The organism is Phenylobacterium sp. (genome assembly GCF_031984885.1).
Taxonomy (GTDB): Bacteria; Pseudomonadota; Alphaproteobacteria; order Caulobacterales; family Caulobacteraceae; genus Phenylobacterium.
Map to the genome: position 1 here is coordinate 95,569 of NZ_DAMABV010000002.1, position 20,448 is coordinate 116,016.

The window sequence follows — 20,448 nt, forward strand, 5'->3', positions numbered from 1 at the left end:
GAACGGCGCCAATGGATCGCGGTCTTGCTTCGCAAACCGGGATGACGCCGGATTCGCTGCTCACCCTGCCAGCCGGTAGTCGCTGTCCAGCCCCGGCTGGCGGTCGTCGGTGAGCACCACGCCGCGGCGCGCCAGGTCGATCATGTGGCCCAGCACCGAGCGGGCCGCCGCCGGCCACAGCCGCTTGTCGACCTCGGCGTACAGCACCGGAACCATGTCCTTGATCCTGCCGTGGCCCTCGCCCAGCGCCTTCAGCACCTGCGCCTCGCGGGCGCGGCGGTGGGCGATATAGGCCTCGATGAACGGGCGGACCTCCAGCACCGGCGGGCCGTGGGTCGGCCACAGGATGTCGAAGTTCCGGTCCTTCACCTTGTCCAGGCTTTCCATATAGGCGGTCATGTCGCCGTCCGGCGGCGAGACCACCGTCGTCGACCAGCCCATGATGTGGTCGCCGGAGAACAGCGCGTTCTCCTCACGCAGCGCAAAGCAGATGTGGTTCGAGGTGTGGCCCGGGGTGGCGATCGCCTCCAGCGTCCAGCCCGGTCCCTCGAACACCGCCCCGCCGCCGCAGATGTCGATGTCCGGCGTGAAGGAAAGGTCGTGCCCGGCCTCGGTGATCACCGTCGAGTCGCCGGCCTTGGCGCCCACCGCGCAGCCGTAGATCTTCGCGCCGGTCTTCTCCTGCAGCGGCCGGGCGAGGGGAGAGTGGTCGGAGTGATGGTGCGTCACCAGGATATGGGTGACCGTCTCGCCCTCCAGCGCCGCCATCAGCGCGTCCAGATGCTCGGGCAGGTCGGGGCCGGGATCGATCACCGCCACCTCGCCCTTGCCGATGATGTAGGTGCCGGTGCCCAGATAGGTGAACGGCCCCGGATTGTTGGCCACCACCCGGCGGATCAGCGGCGAGACCTGGTCGCAGGCGCCGTACTCGAAATGGATCTCGCGAACATAGGGGATCATCGAAAACATCCTGCGGCGGCGCCCGGCTTGCTCTGACCCTCTCGAACCTGGGGAACGAGGTCGGTCATGGCGGCGGACGCGGCGATTTATGTATCAAAACGGCTCCAGCGGGCGGCCTTCGCGCTGCTCTGTCTCCTTGCGGCGCAATTGCTGCTGGCCGTAGCGAGCTGCGAACCCGAACAGGTGAGCATGGGCGCGGCCCGGGTTCAACTCACCGCTCAGCCCTAGCCCAGGCTCGGGCGGCGAGATAGCCCGACCCCGCGTCACGCGCCCTTCAGCATGTGAGATTTTCGAACAATCTGCGACGGACTTGTCGTTTGCCGCCAAGTCCACAGGGGCCGCATATCGGGCGCGACGAGGGAGCAGCGCCCATGAGGACTTTCGCCGAACGCTTCGCGAGCCTGGCGTCGCAGCGGTCTCCGCTCTGCCTGGGCCTGGACCCCTCCGAGGAGGTATTCCGCCATTGGGGCCTGCCCAGCGACGCCGAAGGGCTGCATCGCTTCTGCCAGACCGTTCTGGACGCGGCGGCCGATCGGGTGGCGGTCGTCAAGCCGCAGGCCGGCTTCTTCGAACGGTTCGGGCCGGCAGGGATGGCTGAGCTCGCCGCGGTCACGGTCAGGCTTCGCGGCCAGGGCGTGCTCAGCCTCATCGACGCCAAGCGCGGCGACGTGCCCGGGACCATGACCGGCTACGCCCAGGCGATGCTGGGGCCGGGCGGCGGCTTCGGCGGCGACGCCATGACGCTCAGCGCCTATCTGGGCTTCCAGGCCCTGCGGCCGGCTTTCGAGCGCGCACGGACGACCGGAACCGCCGTGTTCGTCGTGGTCCATTCCTCAAATCCCGAGGGGCGGTCGCTGCAGGACGCCCGCCACGAGGATGGGCGCACCGTGGCCGAAGCGCTGGCCGACAATGTCGCCGCGGCCGACCTCGCCGCGCCGGGCGCGGTCGGCGCCGTCGTCGGCGCCACGATCGACTGGGCGCAGGCCGCGTTGGTCGAGCGGCTCAAGGGCGCCCTGATCCTCGCCCCCGGCGTCGGCGCGCAGGGCGCCGACATCGACGAGACCGGCCGCAAGTTCGCACCCGCCCGCGGGCGGGTGCTGCCCTCGGTCTCGCGCGACATCCTCATGCGCGGGCCGCAGGCCGGGCCGCTGCGCGATGCGATAGAGCGCTACCGCGACCGCGCCTGGGCGGCCTGCGGCCCCGCCTAGCGCGGCAGGGTGCTGCATATGGATGTTCCATGGATCGTCATGGCCGGGCCGCCAGGTCCCGGCCATCCATAGACGCTGAGCCTTGTCGCAAATCGTCGGCGCGTATGGATCCCCGGCACGCATACGCGGCCGGGGATGACGATCGCAGGCGGCGGACGACAGCGCCACATGCGATCGCGCCGCCTCCGCGCCCGCCTAGCGCGGGAAGGCGCCGGAGAGGTCGTAGCCGGCCTGGGCGCCCAGTTCGACCAACTCGTCGGCCGAGCGCTCGTCCGCCTGGAACTGGCCCAGCGACCAGGTGACGATCGAGCGGGTGCCCGAGCGGCAGAAGGCCAGCACCGGGCCGCCGGCGGCCTCGACGGCGCGATAATTGGCCTCGACCTGGTCGGGGGTCGGTCCGCCGCGCACCGGGATGTGGACGTAGTCCAGGCCCGCGGCGCGGGCCGCGGCCTCGATCTCGGCGCTGGTCGGCTGGCTGGGATCCTCGCCGTCGGGGCGGTTGTTGATCACCAGCTTGAAGCCCTGGGCCGCCGCCTCCGCCAGGTCGGCGGTCGAGATCTGGGGGGCGACCGAGAGCTGGTCCGTGACGCGTCGAAAGTCAGTCATCTGCAATACCGGTAGGAGGAGAGGGGCGATCGTTTGACATCATCGGGGGCCGGTGAAAGTTTCGCAACGCCCGGCCGATCATCGGCCGTCACCTTGAGCCCCTGATGTTCCGCTTCATCGGCCGCCGCCTGCTGGTGGCCATCCCGACCCTGTTCCTGGTGGTCACCGTCGCCTTCTTCATGATGCGCGCCGCCCCGGGAAGCCCGTTCGACATGGATCGCAAGCTCTCGCCTGAGATCGAGCGGAACGTGATGGCCAAGTACGGCATGGATAAGCCGTTGCACGAGCAGTACTTCAACTACATCCGGGACGTGACCCGCGGCGATTTCGGGCCGTCCCTGAAGTACAAGGACAAGAGCGTCCTCCAGATCCTCAAGGAGAACTACAAGGTCAGCCTGACCCTGGGCCTCTCGGCGATCATCATCGCCGCGGTGGTGGGGGTGACGCTCGGCGTCCTGGCCGCCCTGCGGCAGAACCGGCTGGTCGACTACGGGGTCATGGCGGTGGCCATCATCGGGGTCTGCATCCCCACATTCGTCACCGCGCCGCTGCTCGTGCTGTTCTTCGGCTCGAAATTGCAGCTTTTGCCTTCCGGGGGTTGGAACGGCGGGGCGCTGGCGAACCTGATATTGCCGGTTGCGGTGCTGGCCCTGCCTCAGATCGCGATCATTTCGCGGCTGACGCGCGCGGGCATGATCGAGGTGCTGCATTCCAACTATGTGCGCACCGCCCGCGCCAAGGGCTTGCCGGAACACAGGATTGTCTGGAAGCACGCGCTGCGCGCGGCGATCCTGCCCCTGGTCAGCTATCTCGGCCCGGCCTGCGCTGGACTTCTAACCGGCAGCTTGGTGGTGGAAAAGATCTTCAACCTGCCGGGACTGGGCAAATTCTTCGTCATTTCCGCCCTCCAGCGGGACTACACCGTGGTCATGGGCATGGTGATCTTCTACGCCGCCCTGATCCTCGTCCTGAACCTGATCGCCGACCTGCTCTATGCGGCGCTTGATCCGCGTGTGAGGCTGTCTTGATCCTGGCTCCCGGTTCGCGCGCCGGCGCGCAAGTCATGGAAAAGGCTGTGAAAGGCCGCAGCCTGTGGGACGACGCCCTTCGCCGCCTGCTGCGCAACTGGGCCGCGGTCGGCGGCATGGCCGTGCTCGCCGTCCTGGTGCTGGTCGCGATCGTCGGCCCGCACCTGGTCCCGTTCAGCTACGATCAGATCAACAAGAACGACGTCTGGGCCGCGCCCATGACCGCCGGCCACCTGCTGGGCGCCGACTCGCTGGGCCGCGACCTGCTGGCCAGACTCCTTATGGGGCTTAGGGTTTCGCTGGCCATCGGGCTGGTGGCGACCCTGGTCTCCCTGGCCATCGGCATCGCCTGGGGCGCGGTGGCCGGCTATGTCGGCGGGGTGCTCGACGAGGTGATGATGCGCGTCGTCGACGTGCTCTACTCGCTTCCGTTCATCTTCTTCGTGATCCTGCTGATGGTGACGTTCGGTTCGAACATCATCCTGATCTTCATCGCCATCGGCGCGGTCGAGTGGCTGACCATGAGCCGCATCGTCCGCGGCCAGACGCTCGGCTTGAAACACAAGGAGTTCGTGGAGGCGGCCCGCGCCGCCGGGCTCAGCCAGGGCGGCATCATCTCGCGCCACATCATCCCCAACCTGCTGGGGCCGGTGGTGGTCTATGTTACGCTGACGATACCTGCCGTTATCCTGGCCGAGAGCTTCCTGAGCTTCCTCGGGCTGGGGGTGCAGCCGCCCATGGCCTCGCTCGGCACCCTGATCGCCGGCGGCGCCCAGGACATGGAGCTGGCGCCCTGGCTGCTGATCTTCCCCTCGCTCACCATGGTCGTGACCCTGATGAGCTTCAACTTCATCGGCGACGGCCTTCGGGACGCGATCGACCCGAAGGACCGCTGACCCTTCAGCGCAAACGCTTTGCGCGCGCCCCCGACTGGCCGTCGACGCTAAGGAAGTAGCCGCCGACACCGCCCTTGCGGACCTCGACCTTGCTGCCCTTCTTCGGCTGCCGGCCCAGGTCGGCGGCGTCGTAGTACTGCCAGACCGCGCCGCCGGTCAGTTCGAACACCCACTTGCCGTCGCCGCCGCGATAGGCGCGCTCGACGGTGTCCTCGATGCGGTTGGCCTCCTCGGGCGTGGCCTCGGCCTTGTTGAAGATGTCCAGGGTCGGCAGGCTGAGGCCGAAGGCCTGCTTGCGCGCGGCCTGGGCCTGCTCGCGGTCGACGACGACGATGTCGCCCTTCTGCTCGGCGGTGTCGATGGCGCCGGCCGCGGCGTCGTAGCAGGCCAGGCGTTCGGCCGGGTCGGTCATGGTCTTGCAGTCCAGCAGGCGTTGCAGCACCGCGGCCCGGCCTTCGGGGCGGGCCTGGGCGGCGGCCTGCCCGGAGCCGGCGAGGGCGGCCAGCAGGGCGAGGGCGGTCAACTTTGAGCGCGTGGGAAAGTGTGTCATCCGTGACCCATGGTTTCGATGTTCCGCATTGATAGGGCGCTCCGGGCGCTCGGCAATACGCTGATGCTTGGCCTCGCGGCGTTTTCGCTGGCCGCCTGCGGGCCCAAGGGGCCCTCGCGGCCGCCCTGTCCGCAGGGCCAGGTCTGCATCCAGGCCGGCAACGTCTCCGAGCCGGTGACGCTCGATCCGCACAAGTCCACCGGGACCTGGGAAGACCGGATCATCGCCAACCTGTTGATCGGGCTTACGGATTCCGATCCGGAGGGCAAGGCGGTCCCCGGCATGGCCGAGCGCTGGACCACCAGCCCCGACGGACTGGTCTGGACCTTCCATCTACGTGACGCCGACTGGTCCGACGGCGCGCCGGTCACCGCCGACGACTTCGTCTTCTCCCTGCGCCGCATCCTGCTGCCCGAGACGGCGTCCGAGTACGCCTCGGTCCTCTACCTCATCAAGAACGCCCAGGCGGTGAACGAGGGCAAGGCCCCCAAGGAGGCGCTGGGCGTGCGGGCGGTGACGCCGAAGATCCTCGAGATCACCCTCAACCACCCCGCGCCCTACCTGCCGGAACTGGCCAAGCACCACACCATGTCGCCCCTGCCCAAGCACCTGCTCGACAAGGTCGGCGAGCGGTGGGTGCAGCCGGGGACCTATCTCTCCAACGGCCCCTACGTCGTCACCGACTGGAAGCTCGGCGACTATGTGCGGCTGGTGAAGAACCCGCGGTTCTACGACGCCGACAAGGTCTGCGTGGACCAGATCTACCTCTACCCGACGCCCGACGCGGCCATGGCCGAGCGCCGCGTCGCCCGCGGCGAACTGGACATGAACGCCGACATCCAGTCGAACCGGATCGCGTTCCTGCGCGAGACCATGCCGGGCTATGTGCGCACCCACACCTTCCTGGGCGTGACCTATCTGGCGTTCAATTCGAAGGTTCCGGCGTTCAAGGACAAGCGGGTGCGCACGGCGCTCACCATGTCGATCGACCGCGACTTCATCACCGACAAGCTGCTGCGCGGCGGCCAGAAGACGGCCTACACCTTCGTGCCGCCGGGGGTGGCCGAGTACCAGCCGGCGACGCCGCCCGCCTGGGCGTCATGGCCGCTGGAGAAGCGCCAGGCCGAGGCGCGCAGGCTGCTGGCCCAGGCCGGCTACGGCCCGAAGAACCCGCTGCGCTTCGAGATCAAGCACCGCAACACCCCCGATCCGATGCTGTTCATGCCGGCCATCCAGGCCGACTGGAAGGCGATCGGCGTCGATGCCCGGCTGGTGCAGAACGAGGCGCAGATCGCCTATGCCGCCTTCCGCTCCAGGGACTTCGACGTCGCCGATGCGGCCTGGATCGCCGACTACAACGACGCGATGAGCTTCCTCTATCTGCAGCAGTCGGCCACCGGGCCGCAGAACTATGGCGACTATCGTAACCCCGCCTATGACGCCCTGCTGGCCAAGGCCGACGCCGAGGTCGACGCCAAGGTTCGCGCAGGTTACCTCGCCCAGGCCGAGGCGCTGATGCTCGATGACGCCCCGGTTGCGCCTATCTACTTCTACGTGAACAAGAATCTGGTGTCGCCGAAGGTTACAGGGTTCGTCGACAACATCGTCGACCAGCACCGTGCGCGATACTGGTGTGTCACCGACAGCACGCCCCCGAAGGCGGATTCTGTTACGCCCAAAGGGTAAAATCGTGCGCGCAAGCGGTGCTAGGGCACAATCTGTGACCAGAATGCGACAGGTTGGCGTCCACAAGATTGCAGCCGCGCAAACTGCGTTGACCCTCTCGGTGTAAGCCCCGTAACTCCAAGGTAACCGGGTTCGAATGCGAATCCGGGACCGAACCTTTTGTGGGGAGCGGGAGTCGCCACCGTCGCGGTAGGCGGACCGCTGGAGGATCTAGACCTTGAAAATGACTACGCAACGTGGACGCCTGCTGGCGTCGTCGATGATTTGCGGAATCGTCGCTCTCGGCGCCGGCCATGCGGCCGCCCAAGAGTCGGAAGTTTCCGAAATCGTCGTCACCGGCTCGCGCATTCCGCAGCCGAACCTGACCAGCGTCAGCCCGGTTCAGGTGGTCGGCTCGCAGGAAGTCACCCTTGGCGGCCGTCCGGTCACCGCGGACTTCCTGAACCAACTGCCGCAAATCTCGCAGAACGCCGCCAGCGGCCTGTCCTCGACCTCGAACCCGCTGTCGGGTCCGGGCGGCGTGGCCACCATCGACCTGCGCGGCCTGGGCCAGACCCGGACCCTGGTGCTGGTCGACGGCCGTCGTCTCGGCCTCGGCGACCCGAACACCGGCAACCCGAACCCGTCGCCGGACATCAACCAGATCCCGAGCCAGCTCATCGACCGCGTCGACGTGCTGACCGGCGGCGCCTCGGCGACCTACGGTTCGGACGCCATCGCCGGCGTCGTGAACTTCATCATGAAGCGCGACTTCGAAGGTCTGCAGATCGACGCCAACTGGGGCATCTATCAGCACAACCAGCACAACGACTTCGTTCAGAGCCTCTACAACCCGACGATCGCCCGCCCGAAGGACAACACCTGGGACGGCGCGTCGCGTGACATGAGCATCGTCTACGGCGCCAACACCGAAGACGGCCGCGGCAACGTCACCGCCTTCTTCACCTATCACGACCAGGAGCCGGTGCTCCAAGGCAAGCGCGACTGGTCGGCCTGTCAGGTCGTCGCGACCGCGACCGGGGTCGCTAGCTGCGCCGGTTCGCCGAACTCGAACCAGTGGTTCCGCGCCGACGGCACCGGCGGCCAACTGGCCGTGGTCGGCAACCAGTTCGTGCCGTGGGACGCGAATGCGTCGACGACGCCTCCGCCGTTCTTCAACTCGAACGAATACTCGTACCTGATGCAGCAAAGCACCCGCTACACCGCGGGCTTCTTCGCCAAGTACGACGTGAACGATCACTTCAAGCTGTACTCCGACTTCTCGTTCATGAACGACCGGACGAACGTGCAGATCGCGCCGACCGGCCTGTTCCAAGGCAGCGGCCCGTCGCCGACGAGCGGCTTCCTGGTCAACTGCGACAACCCGTTCATGAGCGGCCAGCAGCAGGGCGCCATCGGCTGTACGCCGACCATGATCGCCAACGGCGAAAGCGTCGACATGTACATCGGCCGCCGGAACATCGAAGGCGGCGGGCGTAACGGCTTCTACGAGCACCAGAACTACCGCGTGGTCCTGGGCTCCAAGGGCAACATCACCGGCCCCTGGAACTACGACCTGTACGGTTCGTACTACTACACCAGCCTGTACCAAGCCTCGCAGAACTACCTCTCGATCTCCAAGATCCAGAACGCCCTGCAGGTGGTGCAAGGCCCGAACGGCCCGGTCTGTATCGACGAGTCGGACGGCTGCGTGCCGTTCAACATCTTCCAAGACGGCGGCGTGACCTCCGACGCCCTGGCCTATCTCGACATCGCCGGCACCTCGCGCGGCGCGGTCAGCCAGCGGATCATCGAAGGTTCGGTCACCGGCGACCTGTCGGAGTACGGCGTGAAGTCGCCGTGGGCCAATGACGGCGTGGCGGTCAACTTCGGCTTCCAGACCCGCCGTGAGCACCTGGAATACAAGCCCGACGTGGCCCAGCTCAGCGGCGACCTGTCGGGCGCCGGCGGCGCCTCGGTGACCATCGACGAGAGCATCGCGGTGACCGAAGGCTTCGGTGAAGCCCGCATCCCGCTGATCCAGGACGCGGCGTTCGCCCGCGATCTGGTTCTGGACGTCGGCTACCGCTATTCGGACTACTCGACCGGCATCACCGCGGACACCTACAAGGTGGCTCTGCAGTGGGCGCCGATCGACGACATCCGGTTCCGCGCCTCCTTCCAGCAGGCGATCCGCGCTCCGAACCTGATGGAGCTGTACACGCCGCAGTCGGTGACCAACACCAGCCAGGTGTCGGTCGACCCCTGTGCGCCCAACCAGGGCGCGCCGGCCACCGCGACGCTTGAACAGTGCATGCGCACCGGGGTTACGCAGGGCCAATACGGCAACGGCGGCTCGACCAACCTGATCGTGCAATGCCCCTCGGGCCAGTGCGCGGTGCTGACGGGCGGCAATCCGAACCTGCAGTCGGAAGAAGCCAAGACCTACTCGGTCGGCTTCACCCTGACCCCGACGTTCCTGAGCGGCCTGACCGCCAGCGTCGACTACTTCACGATCGACCTGGAAGGCGCCATCGGGAACATCCCGCTCGGCGTCATCATGACGCGCTGCCTGGAAACCGGCGACGATGCGTTCTGCAGCCAGATCGTGCGCAACCGGGTCAACGGCTCGCTGTTCGGTGACGACATCGACGCCGGCGGCTACATCAACGGCGCGAACGTCAACATCGGTTCGGGCACCACCTCGGGCGTCGACGTTCAGATCAACTACAACCTGCCGATCGAGAAGATCGGTCTGGAAGACTACGGCCGCGTCTCGCTGGCCCTGAACGGCGCCTACCTGATCGAGGCGACCACGGTTCCGCTGCCGGGCGATCCGGAATACGACTGCGCCGGCCTCTTCGGCCCGCAATGCCAGACGGTGAACCCGAAGTGGCGTCACCAACTGCGCGTCAACTGGACCACGCCGTGGGACATGACGTTCTCGGCGGCCTGGCGCTACATCGGCGAGGTGAAGCTCGAGCGTGACACCAACGAGCCGACGATCGGTCTGAACGGCAACGACCCGTTCAACCACCTGCTGCCGGCTCGCAGCTACCTCGACCTGTCGGGCGTGTGGAACATCAACGACACCTTCACGGTGCGCGCTGGTGTGAACAACATCCTCGACCAAGACCCGCCGCTGGTGAACTCGCGTATCGCCGGCACCGGTCTGCCGAACACCTACCCGACCTACGATCTGCTGGGTCGCAAGATGTTCATCGGCTTCACGGCCAACTTCTAAGACGCATCCCCCTCAAGGGAGGCGAAGGGCGGCGGAGCAATCCGCCGCCCTTTTTCTTTGCGCGCACGGCTCGCCGCAGGGGTGATGTCGGGCGTGGACATGCCGCCGCGGCCTCGCCATGTCTTTGGGCAAGGACCCCTGCGCATTGCGCCGGAGGCGGCGCGGGAGGATGGCGTGCAGACGATCGATCGGCGAACGATGGGGCTTGGCCTGCTGGCGCTGACGGGCTGCGCCGCGCCGCGCCCGCCGCCGGTCCTGATCAACATGGCCGACGTGCCGCCGCCGCCGATCCTCGCACCGGGCGACGACGGCGCCGAACTGGCGACCGACGCCGACATGTCGGGACGAGTGACGGCGCCGGTTCGCATCAACGGGCAGGGACCGTTCGACTTCGTGGTCGACACCGGCGCCAATCGCACCGTCATCACCAGCGAGCTCGCCGCCCGGCTGGGTCTGCCGGACGCAGGCCCCGCGGACGTGCACGGCGTCGCCGGCGTCGAGCCCTCCAACACCGCGACGATCGACCTGTTGCAGGTCGACGCGGTGGAGACGCGGTCCATCCGGGCCCCGACCCTGAGCCGCAGCCGCCTCGGCGCGGACGGCCTGCTGGGCGTCGACGTCCTGCGCGGGCGGCGGGTGACGGTGGATTTCCTCAAGAACGAGTTCCGGATCACCCCGTCGCGGGGGCCGGGCGCGCCGAAGGCGGACCTGGCGCTGAGCGCCGCGGCCGCGAGCCGGCTGCCCCAGGCGGACGCGCTCTCGGGCCGTCAGATCGTGGTCCCGGCGCGTTATCGCTTCGGTCAACTCATCATCATCGGCGCCGACGTCTCCGGACGGCCCGTCACCGCCTTCATGGACTCAGGCTCGCAGAGCACGGTCGGCAATGCAGCGCTGCGCAGGCTGGTGCTCGGCACGACCGAGATCCGGGCCCCGCGTTACGTGGTGCCGGTGCTGAGCGCCACCGGGCAGACCGCCCGGGGCGAGCTGGCGGTGCTGCCGCTGCTGAGGATCGGCGGCCTCGACATCACCGGGCTGACCACGGTGTTCGCGGACCTGCACGTCTTCGACATCTGGGATCTGAAGGCCAAGCCCAGCCTGCTGATCGGCATCGACGCCATGCGGCAGTTCGACGCCATCACCCTGGACTACGGGCGCCGGCAGGTAATCTTCACCCTGCCGGCCGGCAGCCCGCGCCGCCGTCGCCCGACGACCTGATCCCTACTTCACCGGGGTCGGGGCCAGCACCATGGCGCCCGAGCTGCGCATGCGCTCCTGGGCCATCTCGTCGAGCAGCCCCTTGGCGCGCGGATCGCCGAAGATCCAGGCCGCCGCCGCAAGCGTCCGGGCCGAGTTGGCCGAGACGCCGAGGGCGCTTTCCAGGGCCTGGAACGGCGAGACCTGGGTGGTCATGCGCTTGAGGCGCACGTCGCCCTTCAAGCCCGCCAGGGCCTTGGCCTTGTCGACCGCCTGGTAGAAGCCGCCGACCTCGTCGACGAGGCCGATCTCACGCGCCTGGGCCCCGGTCCAGACCCGGCCCTTGGCGATCTCGCGCACCCGCTCGGGCGACAGCTTGCGGCCTTCGGCCACCCGGTCGACGAAGTTGGTGTAGATGCGGTCCATCCAGCCGGCGAAGGCGGCGCGCTGGGCCTGGTTCATCTCGCCGCCCGCGCCGAATGCGCCGGCATAGTCGCCGCCGACGCTGACCTGGCGCACGTCGACGCCGAAGCGCTCCAGCGCCGGGCCGAGGGCGAACTTGCCGCCGAACACGCCGATGGAGCCGGTGAGGGTCGTGGGGTGGGCGACGATGGCCGAGGCCTCGCTGGAGACCCAGTAGCCGCCCGAGGCCGCATAGGTCCCCATCGACACCACGACGGGCTTCTGGGCCGCCTTGGCGGCGCGGACGGCGGCCAGGATCTGCTCCGAAGCCGTGTCGGACCCGCCGGGGGAGGAGACGCGGAAGACGATGGCCTTCACGTCCTTGTCCTCGATGGCGTCGTACAGCGCCTCGGCGATGTCGTCGGAGTACATGGCCGACGACGAGGAGAACGGATTGGCGGTGCCGTCGTGGCCGGTCATGATCGCGCCTTCGCCCTCGACGATCGCGATGGCGGGGCCGGGCCGCGGCACGCGCTCGCGGCTGGCGCGCATGTACTTTTCGAACTCGACCAGTTCGGCGCCCTTGCCGGCCTTGGCCAGGACGGCGGTCTCGGCGTCCTTCACCTGGCCGACCTTGTCGATCAGCTTCAGCTTCAAGGCGTCTTCGGCGAGGTAGGGGCCGGCCTCCAGGCTGGTGCGCAGGGCCTGCGGGGCCTGCTTGCGATCCGTGGCGGCGTTGACGAGCGTCGTGCCGTAGACCGATCCCATCCAGGAGAGCTGCGCCTCGCGGTGCGGCGGCGTGTAGTCGCTGTACAGGTAGGGATTGACCGCGTTCTTGAACTCGTAGCGCTGCTCGTAGTCAGCCTTCACGCCGTACTTGTCGAAGAAGCGCTTGAAGAACACGTCCTCGGCGGCCAGGCCGGTCGCCTGCAGCGAGGCGCCCGGCTGCATCCAGAACTCGTCGGCGGCCGCACCCACCATGTAGGTCGAGGTGATCACCCCCGAGGGGTATAGGCCCTGGCTGTGGGCGACCACCGGCTTGCCCGTGGCGCGGAACTTCTTCAGCGCCAGGCGGATCTCGTCGGCCGCGGCGGGGGGCATCCCGCCCTCGGGCAGGCGCACCAGCACGGCCTTGATCTTTCCGTCCCTGCCGGCGCGATCGAGGGTCTCGATCACCGACATGACCGACATCGAGCGCCGGCCGATCGAGGCGAACGGATTGACCGGATCCTGGTCGGTCAGCGGGTCGCGCAGATCCAGGGCCAGCACCGTCTGGGCCGGCGTCGGCGCCGGCTTGGCGGCCCCGGCGGCCATGACGATCAGCAGGAACGGAACGCCGATCAGGAACAGCACCAGACCCGCGAAGACGCCGGCCATGGTGAGGAGGAATTGCTTCATGTGGAGGTCGCCAGGGGAGGAGGTTTTCAGCGCCCAGGCTACATGGGCCTGCGTTGCGTTCAAATGAAGACGTTGTCGGGCCGGCGTCGAGTCCGCGGCGCGGCGAGAGGGCAAATTCGTCCCCTCGGAACGGCGATATGAATCGCTTTCTTGCCACCCCCGGCCTAACTGGACCTATTCTAGGGATGAGCGGAGCTCGTTCCGCAGTTCTAGTGGCGAGTATCGGGGGGTTCGAGTGAGCGTGGTTCGGAACGGTTGGCGTGCGGTTGGACTGGTCGCGGCGAGCGGCGTCGTGGCTTTCGCCGGCGCGGCGCAGGCTGAAGGACGGCCGGTGGCCATCGTCGGCGCAATGGTGTTCGATGCGACGGGCGCGGCGCCGCGTCTGGCCAACGTGGTGATCCAGGACGGGCGCATCGCCGAGGTGGGCCCCGACGTGAAGGCGCCGCGCGGCGCCGTGGTCGTCAACGCCAAGGGCAAGGCCCTGCTGCCGGGCTTCTTCGACGTGCACACGCACTGGACCCCGGGCGGCGAGCCGCGCATCTCGCCGGAGATCGCCAACGCCTATATCGCCGCGGGCGTCACCACGGTGAACGACTTCCACCAGCAGCCGGAATCGTTCGAGCCGCGCCGCCGCTGGCTCGGCTCGATGGCCGCGCCGCACGTCAACTTCGTCGCGCGGATGAGCACGCCGGGCGGCCACGGCGCCGACTGGGCCGACCGCGCCACGACCAAGTGGGTGAACTCGCCTCAAGCGGCGCGTATGGAAGTCAAGGCGCTGGTTCCCTACAAGCCCGACTTCATCAAGGCGTTCGCGGACGGCTGGCGCTACGGCGTCTCGGCGGACAACACCAGCATGGACGAGGGAACGCTGAGCGCCCTGGTCGATGAGGCGCACCGCAACAATCTCAAGGTCCTCACCCACACGGTCACCGTGGACCGCGGCGCGATCGCCGGGCGGGCGAAGGTCGACGTCATCGCCCACAGCCTGCAGGACCGCGAGATCGACCAGGCGGCCATCGACGCCATCAAGGCCGGCGGCACGGCCTATGCCCCGACCCTGGCCGTCTACGATCCGTCCAAGGGCGGCGTCGCGGCGAGCGCCGAGGCGCGCCAGCGCAGCGAGGTGAAGTTCGGCTACGCCCTGCACAACGTGAAGGCCCTGCACGACGCCGGCGTCACCATCGCGCTGGGCACCGACGCCGGCATGGTCGGCACCCCGCACGGCGTCTCGACGCTGAAGGAGATGGAACTGCTGGTGCGCGCCGGCCTGACGCCGGCCGAAGCCCTGATCGCGGGCACCGCCAGCAGCGCCAAGGTGCTGGGCGAGCTGGACGACCGCGGCACCATCGAGAAGGGCAAGCGCGCCGACCTGGTGCTGATCGCCGGCCAGCCGTGGACCAACATCTCCGACGTCTACAAGACCGACCGCGTGTTCGTGGACGGCGTGCAGGTGCATGGGGCGGGGACCAAGCTGCCGCCCGCCAACAGCCAGAAGGCGATGCCGGTCGTGAAGGCCAAGGGGCCGCTGATCGACGACTTCGAAGGTCCCCGCTCGAACTACGACACCCTGCGGATGGACGACATGGACGGCGGCATCGACCGCACCGTCCAGGTGGCGCAGGTGATCAACCGCACGGCCACGGACCACGCGCTGAGCATCGCGGCGCGCATGTCGGCCAAGGACGATCCGAACGCCGGCGTGATCATCCCGCTGAGCCGTGGTTCCGTGGAGCCGGTCGACGTCCGCGCCTACAAGGGCGTGCGCTTCGAGGTGCGCGGCGACGGCGGCGCCTATGACCTCGGGATCAATACGCTCAACGGCCGCTGGATCGGCGAAGTGGCCTCGGGGCCGGACTGGCGCGTGGTCGAGGTTCCGTTCAGCGCCCTGAAGCGCACCTCGGGCCGCGGCGCCGGCGTCGGGCCCTGGACGGGCGACGACGTTCTCGAGGTCACCGTCGACGGCGGCCGCGGGGCCGGCGAGAAGATGTGGCTCGAGATCGACAACCTCAGTTTCTACTGAGGTTCCGACTTTCCATTGCGTCTTGTCTATCGAGCGCACGCGACGGCCCTGCCGCCGCGTGCGTGATGCTGCGTGGTGAGTTGCGGGCGGGCTTAAGTTTCCGTTCAATTTCGACCAGTACAGGGGCCAATCACCGGCGGTTTGGTGGCCGCAATGCCACAGACGCCGTTATTTCTCGCTGAGTCAAAGCGAGGAGGGTGACGAGGCGGCAATGATCATGTGTTTGTCGCCCCGACGGCGATCTTTGTGGTGTGGGCTGCAATTCGCCACGATACACTTATGGGTTGAGGGGATAATCTCTATGAATTCTCGCATGTCCTGGCGTCACGCCATGCTCGCGACCTCGGCGCTCTGCGCCCTCTCGATGGCGGGCGCGGCTTCCGCTCAGACCTCGGACGCCACGGTCGAGGAAATCGTCGTCGTCGGGTCGCAGATCGAGGGCGCGAAGGTTACGGCGGCTCTCCCCGTCACCGTGGTCGACCAGGCCCAACTGGCCAACGTCGCGGCGACCTCGGGCGATGACCTGTTCCGCTCGATCCCGCAGATGGGCGACGTCAGCTTCAACACGAGCTACCTGCCGAACTCCAGCAACAGCGCCCGCGGCGACGTCGGTTCGGTGAACCTGCGCAACCTCGGCGTCGGCAACACTCTGGTCCTGCTGAACGGCCGCCGCGTCGTCGCTCACCCGACCAGCCGCGCCGACGAGAACCTGGTGCCGGTGCTGACCTACAACACCAACGCCATCCCGGTGAACGGCCTGAAGCGCCTGGAAGTCCTGCGTGACGGCGCGGCCGCCCTCTACGGCTCGGACGCCGTGGCCGGCGTGGTCAACACCGTGCTGATGGACGACTTCGACGGCCTGACGGTCGATGCGCAGTACGGATCCGCCGAAGGCACCCACCTGCGCGAGTACGAGTTCAACGTGCAGGCTGGCCACAACTTCCACGAGGGCCGCGGCAACATCAGCCTGTCCGCCAGCTACGCCAACCGCACCGCGCTGAACGCCTGGGACCAGGACTACACCTCGTCGCTCGACAAGACCCCGCTGTTCGTGGGCACGTCCTATGCCGGCAACGTCACCCTCGACGACCGCCTGACGGCGACGCCGTGGGGCAGCCTGACCGCCCTGGGCGGCATCATCCGCCAGAACGGCGTGGCCCTGACCACCGCGGCCGGCGCCTATCACATCCAGCCCTCGACGAACTCGGCCTGCGCGGCCCAGCTCGGCGGCGACATCTGCTTGGCCTCGGGCGCTGCGGCGACCTCGGCGACCGGCGCCGACCGCAACCTGCGTTTCGACTCCGCCACCTTCAACACCTCGGTCATGCCCGAGCTGGAACGGGTCAACCTGTTCCTGACCGGCAAGTACGACATCACCGACGACGTGCGTGCGTTCGGCGAGCTCGGCTACTACACCGCCACCACCCATGCGGTGCAGACCTCGACCACCAACCTCAGCACCCTGCCGATCGCGATCGCGGCGTCGAACTACTACAACCCCTTCGGCGCGACGACGATCAACGGCCAGGCCAACCCGAACCGGCTGGCCGGCCTGAGCATCGGTCCGGAAGGCGTCGCTTCGACGATGAACGCCTACAACTTCGTCGACGTCGGCCCGAACCGCGTCGATGTCGAGAACGAGCAATGGCGCCTCCTGGCCGGCCTGAAGGGCCAGAAGTTCGGCTTCAACTGGGAAGGCGCGCTGCTGTATTCGAAGGCCCAGGTCGAGGACACCTCTGACGGCATCAGCGCCACCGCGCTGCAGCGCCAGATGGCCCTGGCCACGCCGGACGCCTACAACCCGTTCAACGGCGGCAGCCTGGACAATCCGAGCATCGGCGACAACCGCCCCAGCTCGCAGGCGGCGATCGACGCCATCCGCGTCCAGACCGTCCGCAAGAACACCAGCACCCTGGCCCTGGCCGACTTCAAGGTTTCGAAGGTCGACCTGTTCCAACTGCCGGGCGGCGACGTCGGCTTCGCCGCGGGCGTCGAATATCGCCGCGAAACCCAGAAGGACGACCGCGACGCCCGCCTGGACGGCACGATCACCTTCACCAACGCCAACACCGGCGTGACCTACGAAAACGACCTAGTCGGGTCGAGCCCGTCGCCCGACACCAAGGGTTCGCGCACCGTCAGCTCGGCCTATCTCGAGTTCGCGATCCCGATCGTCTCGCCGGACATGGAGATCCCGTTCGTCCATAACCTGGAAGCCCAGGTCGCCGGTCGCTACGAGAGCTTCAGCGACGCCGGCGACGTGGCCAAGCCGAAGGTCGCCATGGCCTGGGACGTCGTCGACGGCCTGCGCTTCCGCGGTTCGTGGGCCCAGGGCTTCAAGGCGCCGAACCTGGAGCAGGTGAACGCCACCCTCGTGACTCGTTCGAACAGCCGTCGCGACTGGTACCGCTGCGAGGCCGACGTCCGCGCCGGACGTCTGGCCAACCTGATGGCCTGCGCCGCGCCGGCCACGTCCGAGCGCCGCTCCGGCAACCCCGAGCTGAAGCCGGAAGAGTCCGAAACCTGGGGCGTGGGCGTGGTCTACGAACCGCGCTTCATTCCGGAAGACTTCGGCCGCTTCACCTTCACCGTCGACTACTGGCGCGTGAAGCAGGACGGGATCGTCGGCCTGTTCGGCGGCGGCAACGCCATCACCGCCGACTACCTGGCCCGCCTGAACGGCTCGTCGTATGACGCCGTGGTTCGCGCCGCGCCGACCGCCGACGACATCGCCGCCTTCGCGGGCACGGGTCTCGCCCCGGTCGGCCAGATCCTCTACATCACCGACCAGTACCAGAACCTGCTTCCGCAAGAAGCGCGCGGCCTGGACATCGGCGTGATGTGGAACCTGCGCGGCACGCAGTACGGCGACTTCAGCGTCAACTTCAACGCCGCCCACCTGATCAAGTTCTACCGCTCGCCCTCGCCGGGCGTGGCTGAACTGATGGCGGCGCAAGCGGCCGGCGAGATCGACCCGACCATCTTCATCGGCGGCGGCGGCGACCTGGTCCGTCAGAACGGCCGTCCGGAGTGGAAGTGGTCGGCCTCGGCGACCTGGAGCTACGACCAGTGGACCGTCGGCGCGTTCACCCAGTACATCGGCGATGTCGAAGACACCGCCCTGGTGGACTCGGCGGGCACGCCCTGGGTGGTCGACTCGCAACTCACGGCCAACCTCTATGGCCAATACGAGTTCACCGAAGGCCTGGCGTCCAACACCCGCCTGCGCGTCGGCGTCCGCAACATCACCGACGAGAAGCCCCCGCTGGCTTCGGACGGCTACCTGGGCGCGCTCTACCAGCCCTACAGCCGCTACTGGTACGTGAGCGTCCGCAAGTCCTTCTAAGGGCTGCCAGGACAATCTGAACCACGCGCCGGCCGGTCCCCAGGGACCGGCCGGTTTGCGTTTGTGGCGATGGAAGGCGCGTGCACCAGCGAGCGCTTACGGCTCGACGGCGGCCTGGATGGCGGCGGCCAGGCGCCTGCGCAGGCAGACTTGTCCCTCGGCGTCGAGGTCATGGTCCTCGGTGATGGCGCGCGAGATCGCGACGCCCATGATCAGGTCGCCGGCCAGCCTGGCTCGGACATCGGCTTCCGGGCCGCCCAGATAGGCGGCGAAGGGATCGTGGAACCAGGCGCGCATCGAGCGCCGCAGCGGTCCGGCGGCGGCGGGCGATGAGGCGGACCGCAGCATGATCAGCAGATGATCCAGGCCGTCGTGGCGGTCGGGGTCGTCCATCAGGCGATCGGCGACGCGCTCGCCGAAATTGCTCAACTCACCCTGGAACAGCTCGGTCGCGTCCGGTCCGCAATTCAGGACCTCGACGAAAAGCTCTTCCTTGGAGCCGAAATAGCGCGAGACAAGGGCGGCGTCGACGCGGGCGTCGGCGGCGATCTCTCGGAGACTCGCGCCGTCATAACCTTCTCTGGCGAAACGGTTTTTCGCCGCTTCGAGGATGGCTTGCCTTGTCGCCGCAGCGTTGCGCGCGCGCACCGGCGCCGGATGATCCGCCATTTCTTCGGTTCGCTCCCTTGTTGTCATCGGCTGTTGACATATGTAGGCCTTGTCGATGTAAAAGTCATCAACCGTTGACTTGGGCGCTCCCCCGCCCGTGGGATAAATCATGCGTAAGTTTCTCGCGCCGTTCGTCGCAACGGCTGCCGCTGCATTGGTTCTGGCCGGATGCGGCAAGCCCGAAGGCCCTCCGCAGATGCCTGCGCCTGAGGTTTCAGTCGCCACGCCGCTGCGGCAATCGGTCGTCGATTGGGACGACTTCACCGGCCGCTTCGAGGCGCCCGAGCGCGTCGACGTGCGCGCCCGCGCCGGCGGCTACCTGCAGACGGCGCACTTCCGCGAAGGGCAGTACGTGCGCAAGGGCCAACTGCTCTTCACGCTCGATCCGCGCCCGGCGGAGGCCCAGCTCGCAGCCGCCCGCGCCCAGGCCAAGCTCGCCGCGGCCGACCTTGCCCGCGCCGAGACGCTGCTGAAGGTCCAGGCGATCAGCCGCGAAGAATACGACAACAAGCGCGCCGCTAGCGAGGTCGCCCAGGCGACGGTCCAGGCCCGCGCGCTCGACCTCGAGTTCACCCGCGTGACCGCCCCGACCTCGGGCGTCGTCTCCGACCGCCGGGTCGATCCGGGCAACGTGATCTCGGGCGGCGGCGCCGGCGCCGACGTCCTGACCACCATCGTCTCCACCACCCCGATCCACTTCGAATTCGACGCGTCCGAGGCCCAGTTGCTGAAGGACCAGCGTCAGACCGGGAAGGGCGGCAAGGTGCAGATCCGTCTGCAGGACGAGGCCGACTATCGCTGGACCGGCCAGATCGACTTCACCGACAACAGCCTCGACAGCGCCTCGGGCGCGGTGCGCATGCGCGCCGTGGTCGCCAACCCGAACGGCTTCCTGAAGCCCGGAATGTACGGCAAGGCCAGGGTCGAGGGCGGCCAAGCCTATGACGCGCTGCTGGTGCCGGAAGACGCCATCGTCGCCGACGGCGCGCGCAAGGCGGTGAACGTCGTCAACCCCGACGGCACGGTCACGCTCAAGCCGGTGCAACTGGGTCCGCTCAGCGAGGGCCTGCGGGTCATCCGCAGCGGCGTGAAGCCGGACGACAAGGTCATCGTGAACGGCGGCGTGCGCCTGATGGGCCCGAACATGAAGGTCCAGGCCAAGCTGGTGAAGATCGAGCCCAAGAAGGCGGCCGAGCCGTCGACCACCTCAGTATCTGTTCCCGTGGCCAGCAGCGCCACGCCGGCCAGCGCCCGCTAGGGGC

Annotated in this window: 15 protein-coding genes; 10 read left to right on the forward strand and 5 right to left on the reverse strand. The window is 68.0% G+C overall.

Annotation, left to right across the window (positions count from 1 at the left end; translation table 11 throughout):
• Positions 1–60: 60 nt before the first annotated feature.
• Positions 61–960 (reverse strand): MBL fold metallo-hydrolase, encoded by a 900-nt coding sequence (locus tag RTL41_RS03915; protein WP_312161542.1) that lies wholly within the window; start codon positions 958–960, stop codon positions 61–63.
• Positions 961–1,026: 66 nt separating this feature from the next.
• On the opposite strand from RTL41_RS03915, the gene RTL41_RS03920 reads away from it, so the two are divergent.
• Positions 1,027–1,188: a hypothetical protein gene (locus RTL41_RS03920; RefSeq protein WP_312161544.1), complete on the forward strand. Its 162-nt coding sequence runs from the start codon at positions 1,027–1,029 to the stop codon at positions 1,186–1,188.
• 143 nt (positions 1,189–1,331) lie between these two features.
• Complete coding sequence (gene pyrF / locus RTL41_RS03925; protein WP_312161547.1) at positions 1,332–2,168, forward strand: orotidine-5'-phosphate decarboxylase; 837 nt, start codon at positions 1,332–1,334, stop codon at positions 2,166–2,168.
• A 195-nt stretch (positions 2,169–2,363) separates the two neighbouring features.
• Here pyrF and RTL41_RS03930 read toward each other — a convergent pair whose 3' ends face one another.
• A complete protein-coding gene (locus RTL41_RS03930) occupies positions 2,364–2,774 on the reverse strand; it encodes a TIGR01244 family sulfur transferase (RefSeq protein ID WP_312161549.1) in 411 nt (136 codons plus the stop codon).
• A gap of 104 nt (positions 2,775–2,878) precedes the next feature.
• Here RTL41_RS03930 and oppB point away from each other — a divergent pair, with 104 nt between their 5' ends.
• Together oppB and RTL41_RS03940 are read left to right on the forward strand one after the other, a co-directional pair.
• A complete protein-coding gene (oppB, locus tag RTL41_RS03935) occupies positions 2,879–3,802 on the forward strand; it encodes an oligopeptide ABC transporter permease OppB (RefSeq protein WP_312161551.1) in 924 nt (307 codons plus the stop codon).
• Positions 3,799–4,698, forward strand: coding sequence for an ABC transporter permease subunit (locus RTL41_RS03940; RefSeq protein WP_312161553.1), 900 nt, complete (start codon positions 3,799–3,801; stop codon positions 4,696–4,698). The genes oppB and RTL41_RS03940 overlap by 4 nt, the downstream gene beginning before the upstream one ends.
• Positions 4,699–4,702: 4 nt before the next feature.
• On the opposite strand, the gene RTL41_RS03945 is transcribed toward RTL41_RS03940, so the two are convergent.
• On the reverse strand, positions 4,703–5,221 hold the full coding sequence (locus tag RTL41_RS03945) for a hypothetical protein (RefSeq protein WP_312161554.1): 519 nt from the start codon (positions 5,219–5,221) through the stop codon (positions 4,703–4,705).
• A 45-nt stretch (positions 5,222–5,266) separates the two neighbouring features.
• Here RTL41_RS03945 and RTL41_RS03950 point away from each other — a divergent pair, with 45 nt between their 5' ends.
• From RTL41_RS03950 to RTL41_RS03960, 3 genes are all read left to right on the forward strand, one after another.
• The gene (locus RTL41_RS03950; protein ID WP_312161555.1) at positions 5,267–6,934 is read left to right on the forward strand and encodes a peptide ABC transporter substrate-binding protein; all 1,668 of its coding nucleotides are present in this window, start codon (positions 5,267–5,269) and stop codon (positions 6,932–6,934) included.
• Between the two features lie 223 nt (positions 6,935–7,157).
• A complete protein-coding gene (locus RTL41_RS03955; protein ID WP_312161558.1) occupies positions 7,158–10,157 on the forward strand; it encodes a TonB-dependent receptor domain-containing protein in 3,000 nt (999 codons plus the stop codon).
• A gap of 174 nt (positions 10,158–10,331) precedes the next feature.
• Positions 10,332–11,372: an aspartyl protease family protein gene (locus RTL41_RS03960; protein WP_312161560.1), complete on the forward strand. Its 1,041-nt coding sequence runs from the start codon at positions 10,332–10,334 to the stop codon at positions 11,370–11,372.
• Between the two features lie 3 nt (positions 11,373–11,375).
• Here the strand turns inward: RTL41_RS03960 and sppA are convergent, their stop codons facing one another.
• On the reverse strand, positions 11,376–13,151 hold the full coding sequence (gene sppA / locus RTL41_RS03965) for a signal peptide peptidase SppA (RefSeq protein ID WP_312161562.1): 1,776 nt from the start codon (positions 13,149–13,151) through the stop codon (positions 11,376–11,378).
• Between the two features lie 292 nt (positions 13,152–13,443).
• Between sppA and RTL41_RS03970 the strand changes: the two genes are divergently transcribed.
• Positions 13,444–15,171 carry an amidohydrolase family protein gene (locus RTL41_RS03970; RefSeq protein WP_312161564.1) on the forward strand — a complete coding sequence of 576 codons (1,728 nt, stop codon included), beginning with the start codon at positions 13,444–13,446 and terminating at the stop codon, positions 15,169–15,171.
• Between the two features lie 301 nt (positions 15,172–15,472).
• Positions 15,473–18,517, forward strand: coding sequence for a TonB-dependent receptor domain-containing protein (locus tag RTL41_RS03975; protein WP_312161566.1), 3,045 nt, complete (start codon positions 15,473–15,475; stop codon positions 18,515–18,517).
• Positions 18,518–18,613: 96 nt separating this feature from the next.
• Here the strand turns inward: RTL41_RS03975 and RTL41_RS03980 are convergent, their stop codons facing one another.
• Positions 18,614–19,297 (reverse strand): TetR family transcriptional regulator, encoded by a 684-nt coding sequence (locus RTL41_RS03980; RefSeq protein ID WP_312161568.1) that lies wholly within the window; start codon positions 19,295–19,297, stop codon positions 18,614–18,616.
• On the opposite strand from RTL41_RS03980, the gene RTL41_RS03985 reads away from it, so the two are divergent.
• A complete protein-coding gene (locus RTL41_RS03985) occupies positions 19,296–20,444 on the forward strand; it encodes an efflux RND transporter periplasmic adaptor subunit (RefSeq protein WP_312161570.1) in 1,149 nt (382 codons plus the stop codon). The genes RTL41_RS03980 and RTL41_RS03985 overlap by 2 nt on opposite strands.
• Positions 20,445–20,448: the final 4 nt, after the last annotated feature.

Excerpts from the sequence above, each read along its gene's own strand:
- RTL41_RS03915 (WP_312161542.1), bottom strand. The coding sequence starts at position 960 with ATGATCCCCTATGTTCGCGAGATCCATTTCGAGTACGGCGCCTGCGAC.
- RTL41_RS03920 (WP_312161544.1), top strand. The coding sequence starts at position 1,027 with ATGGCGGCGGACGCGGCGATTTATGTATCAAAACGGCTCCAGCGGGCG.
- pyrF (WP_312161547.1), top strand. The coding sequence starts at position 1,332 with ATGAGGACTTTCGCCGAACGCTTCGCGAGCCTGGCGTCGCAGCGGTCT.
- RTL41_RS03930 (WP_312161549.1), bottom strand. The coding sequence starts at position 2,774 with ATGACTGACTTTCGACGCGTCACGGACCAGCTCTCGGTCGCCCCCCAG.
- oppB (WP_312161551.1), top strand. The coding sequence starts at position 2,879 with ATGTTCCGCTTCATCGGCCGCCGCCTGCTGGTGGCCATCCCGACCCTG.
- RTL41_RS03950 (WP_312161555.1), top strand. The coding sequence starts at position 5,267 with ATGTTCCGCATTGATAGGGCGCTCCGGGCGCTCGGCAATACGCTGATG.
- RTL41_RS03955 (WP_312161558.1), top strand. The coding sequence starts at position 7,158 with ATGACTACGCAACGTGGACGCCTGCTGGCGTCGTCGATGATTTGCGGA.
- sppA (WP_312161562.1), bottom strand. The coding sequence starts at position 13,151 with ATGAAGCAATTCCTCCTCACCATGGCCGGCGTCTTCGCGGGTCTGGTG.
- RTL41_RS03975 (WP_312161566.1), top strand. The coding sequence starts at position 15,473 with ATGAATTCTCGCATGTCCTGGCGTCACGCCATGCTCGCGACCTCGGCG.
- RTL41_RS03985 (WP_312161570.1), top strand. The coding sequence starts at position 19,296 with ATGCGTAAGTTTCTCGCGCCGTTCGTCGCAACGGCTGCCGCTGCATTG.
- RTL41_RS03980 (WP_312161568.1), bottom strand. The coding sequence starts at position 19,297 with ATGATTTATCCCACGGGCGGGGGAGCGCCCAAGTCAACGGTTGATGAC.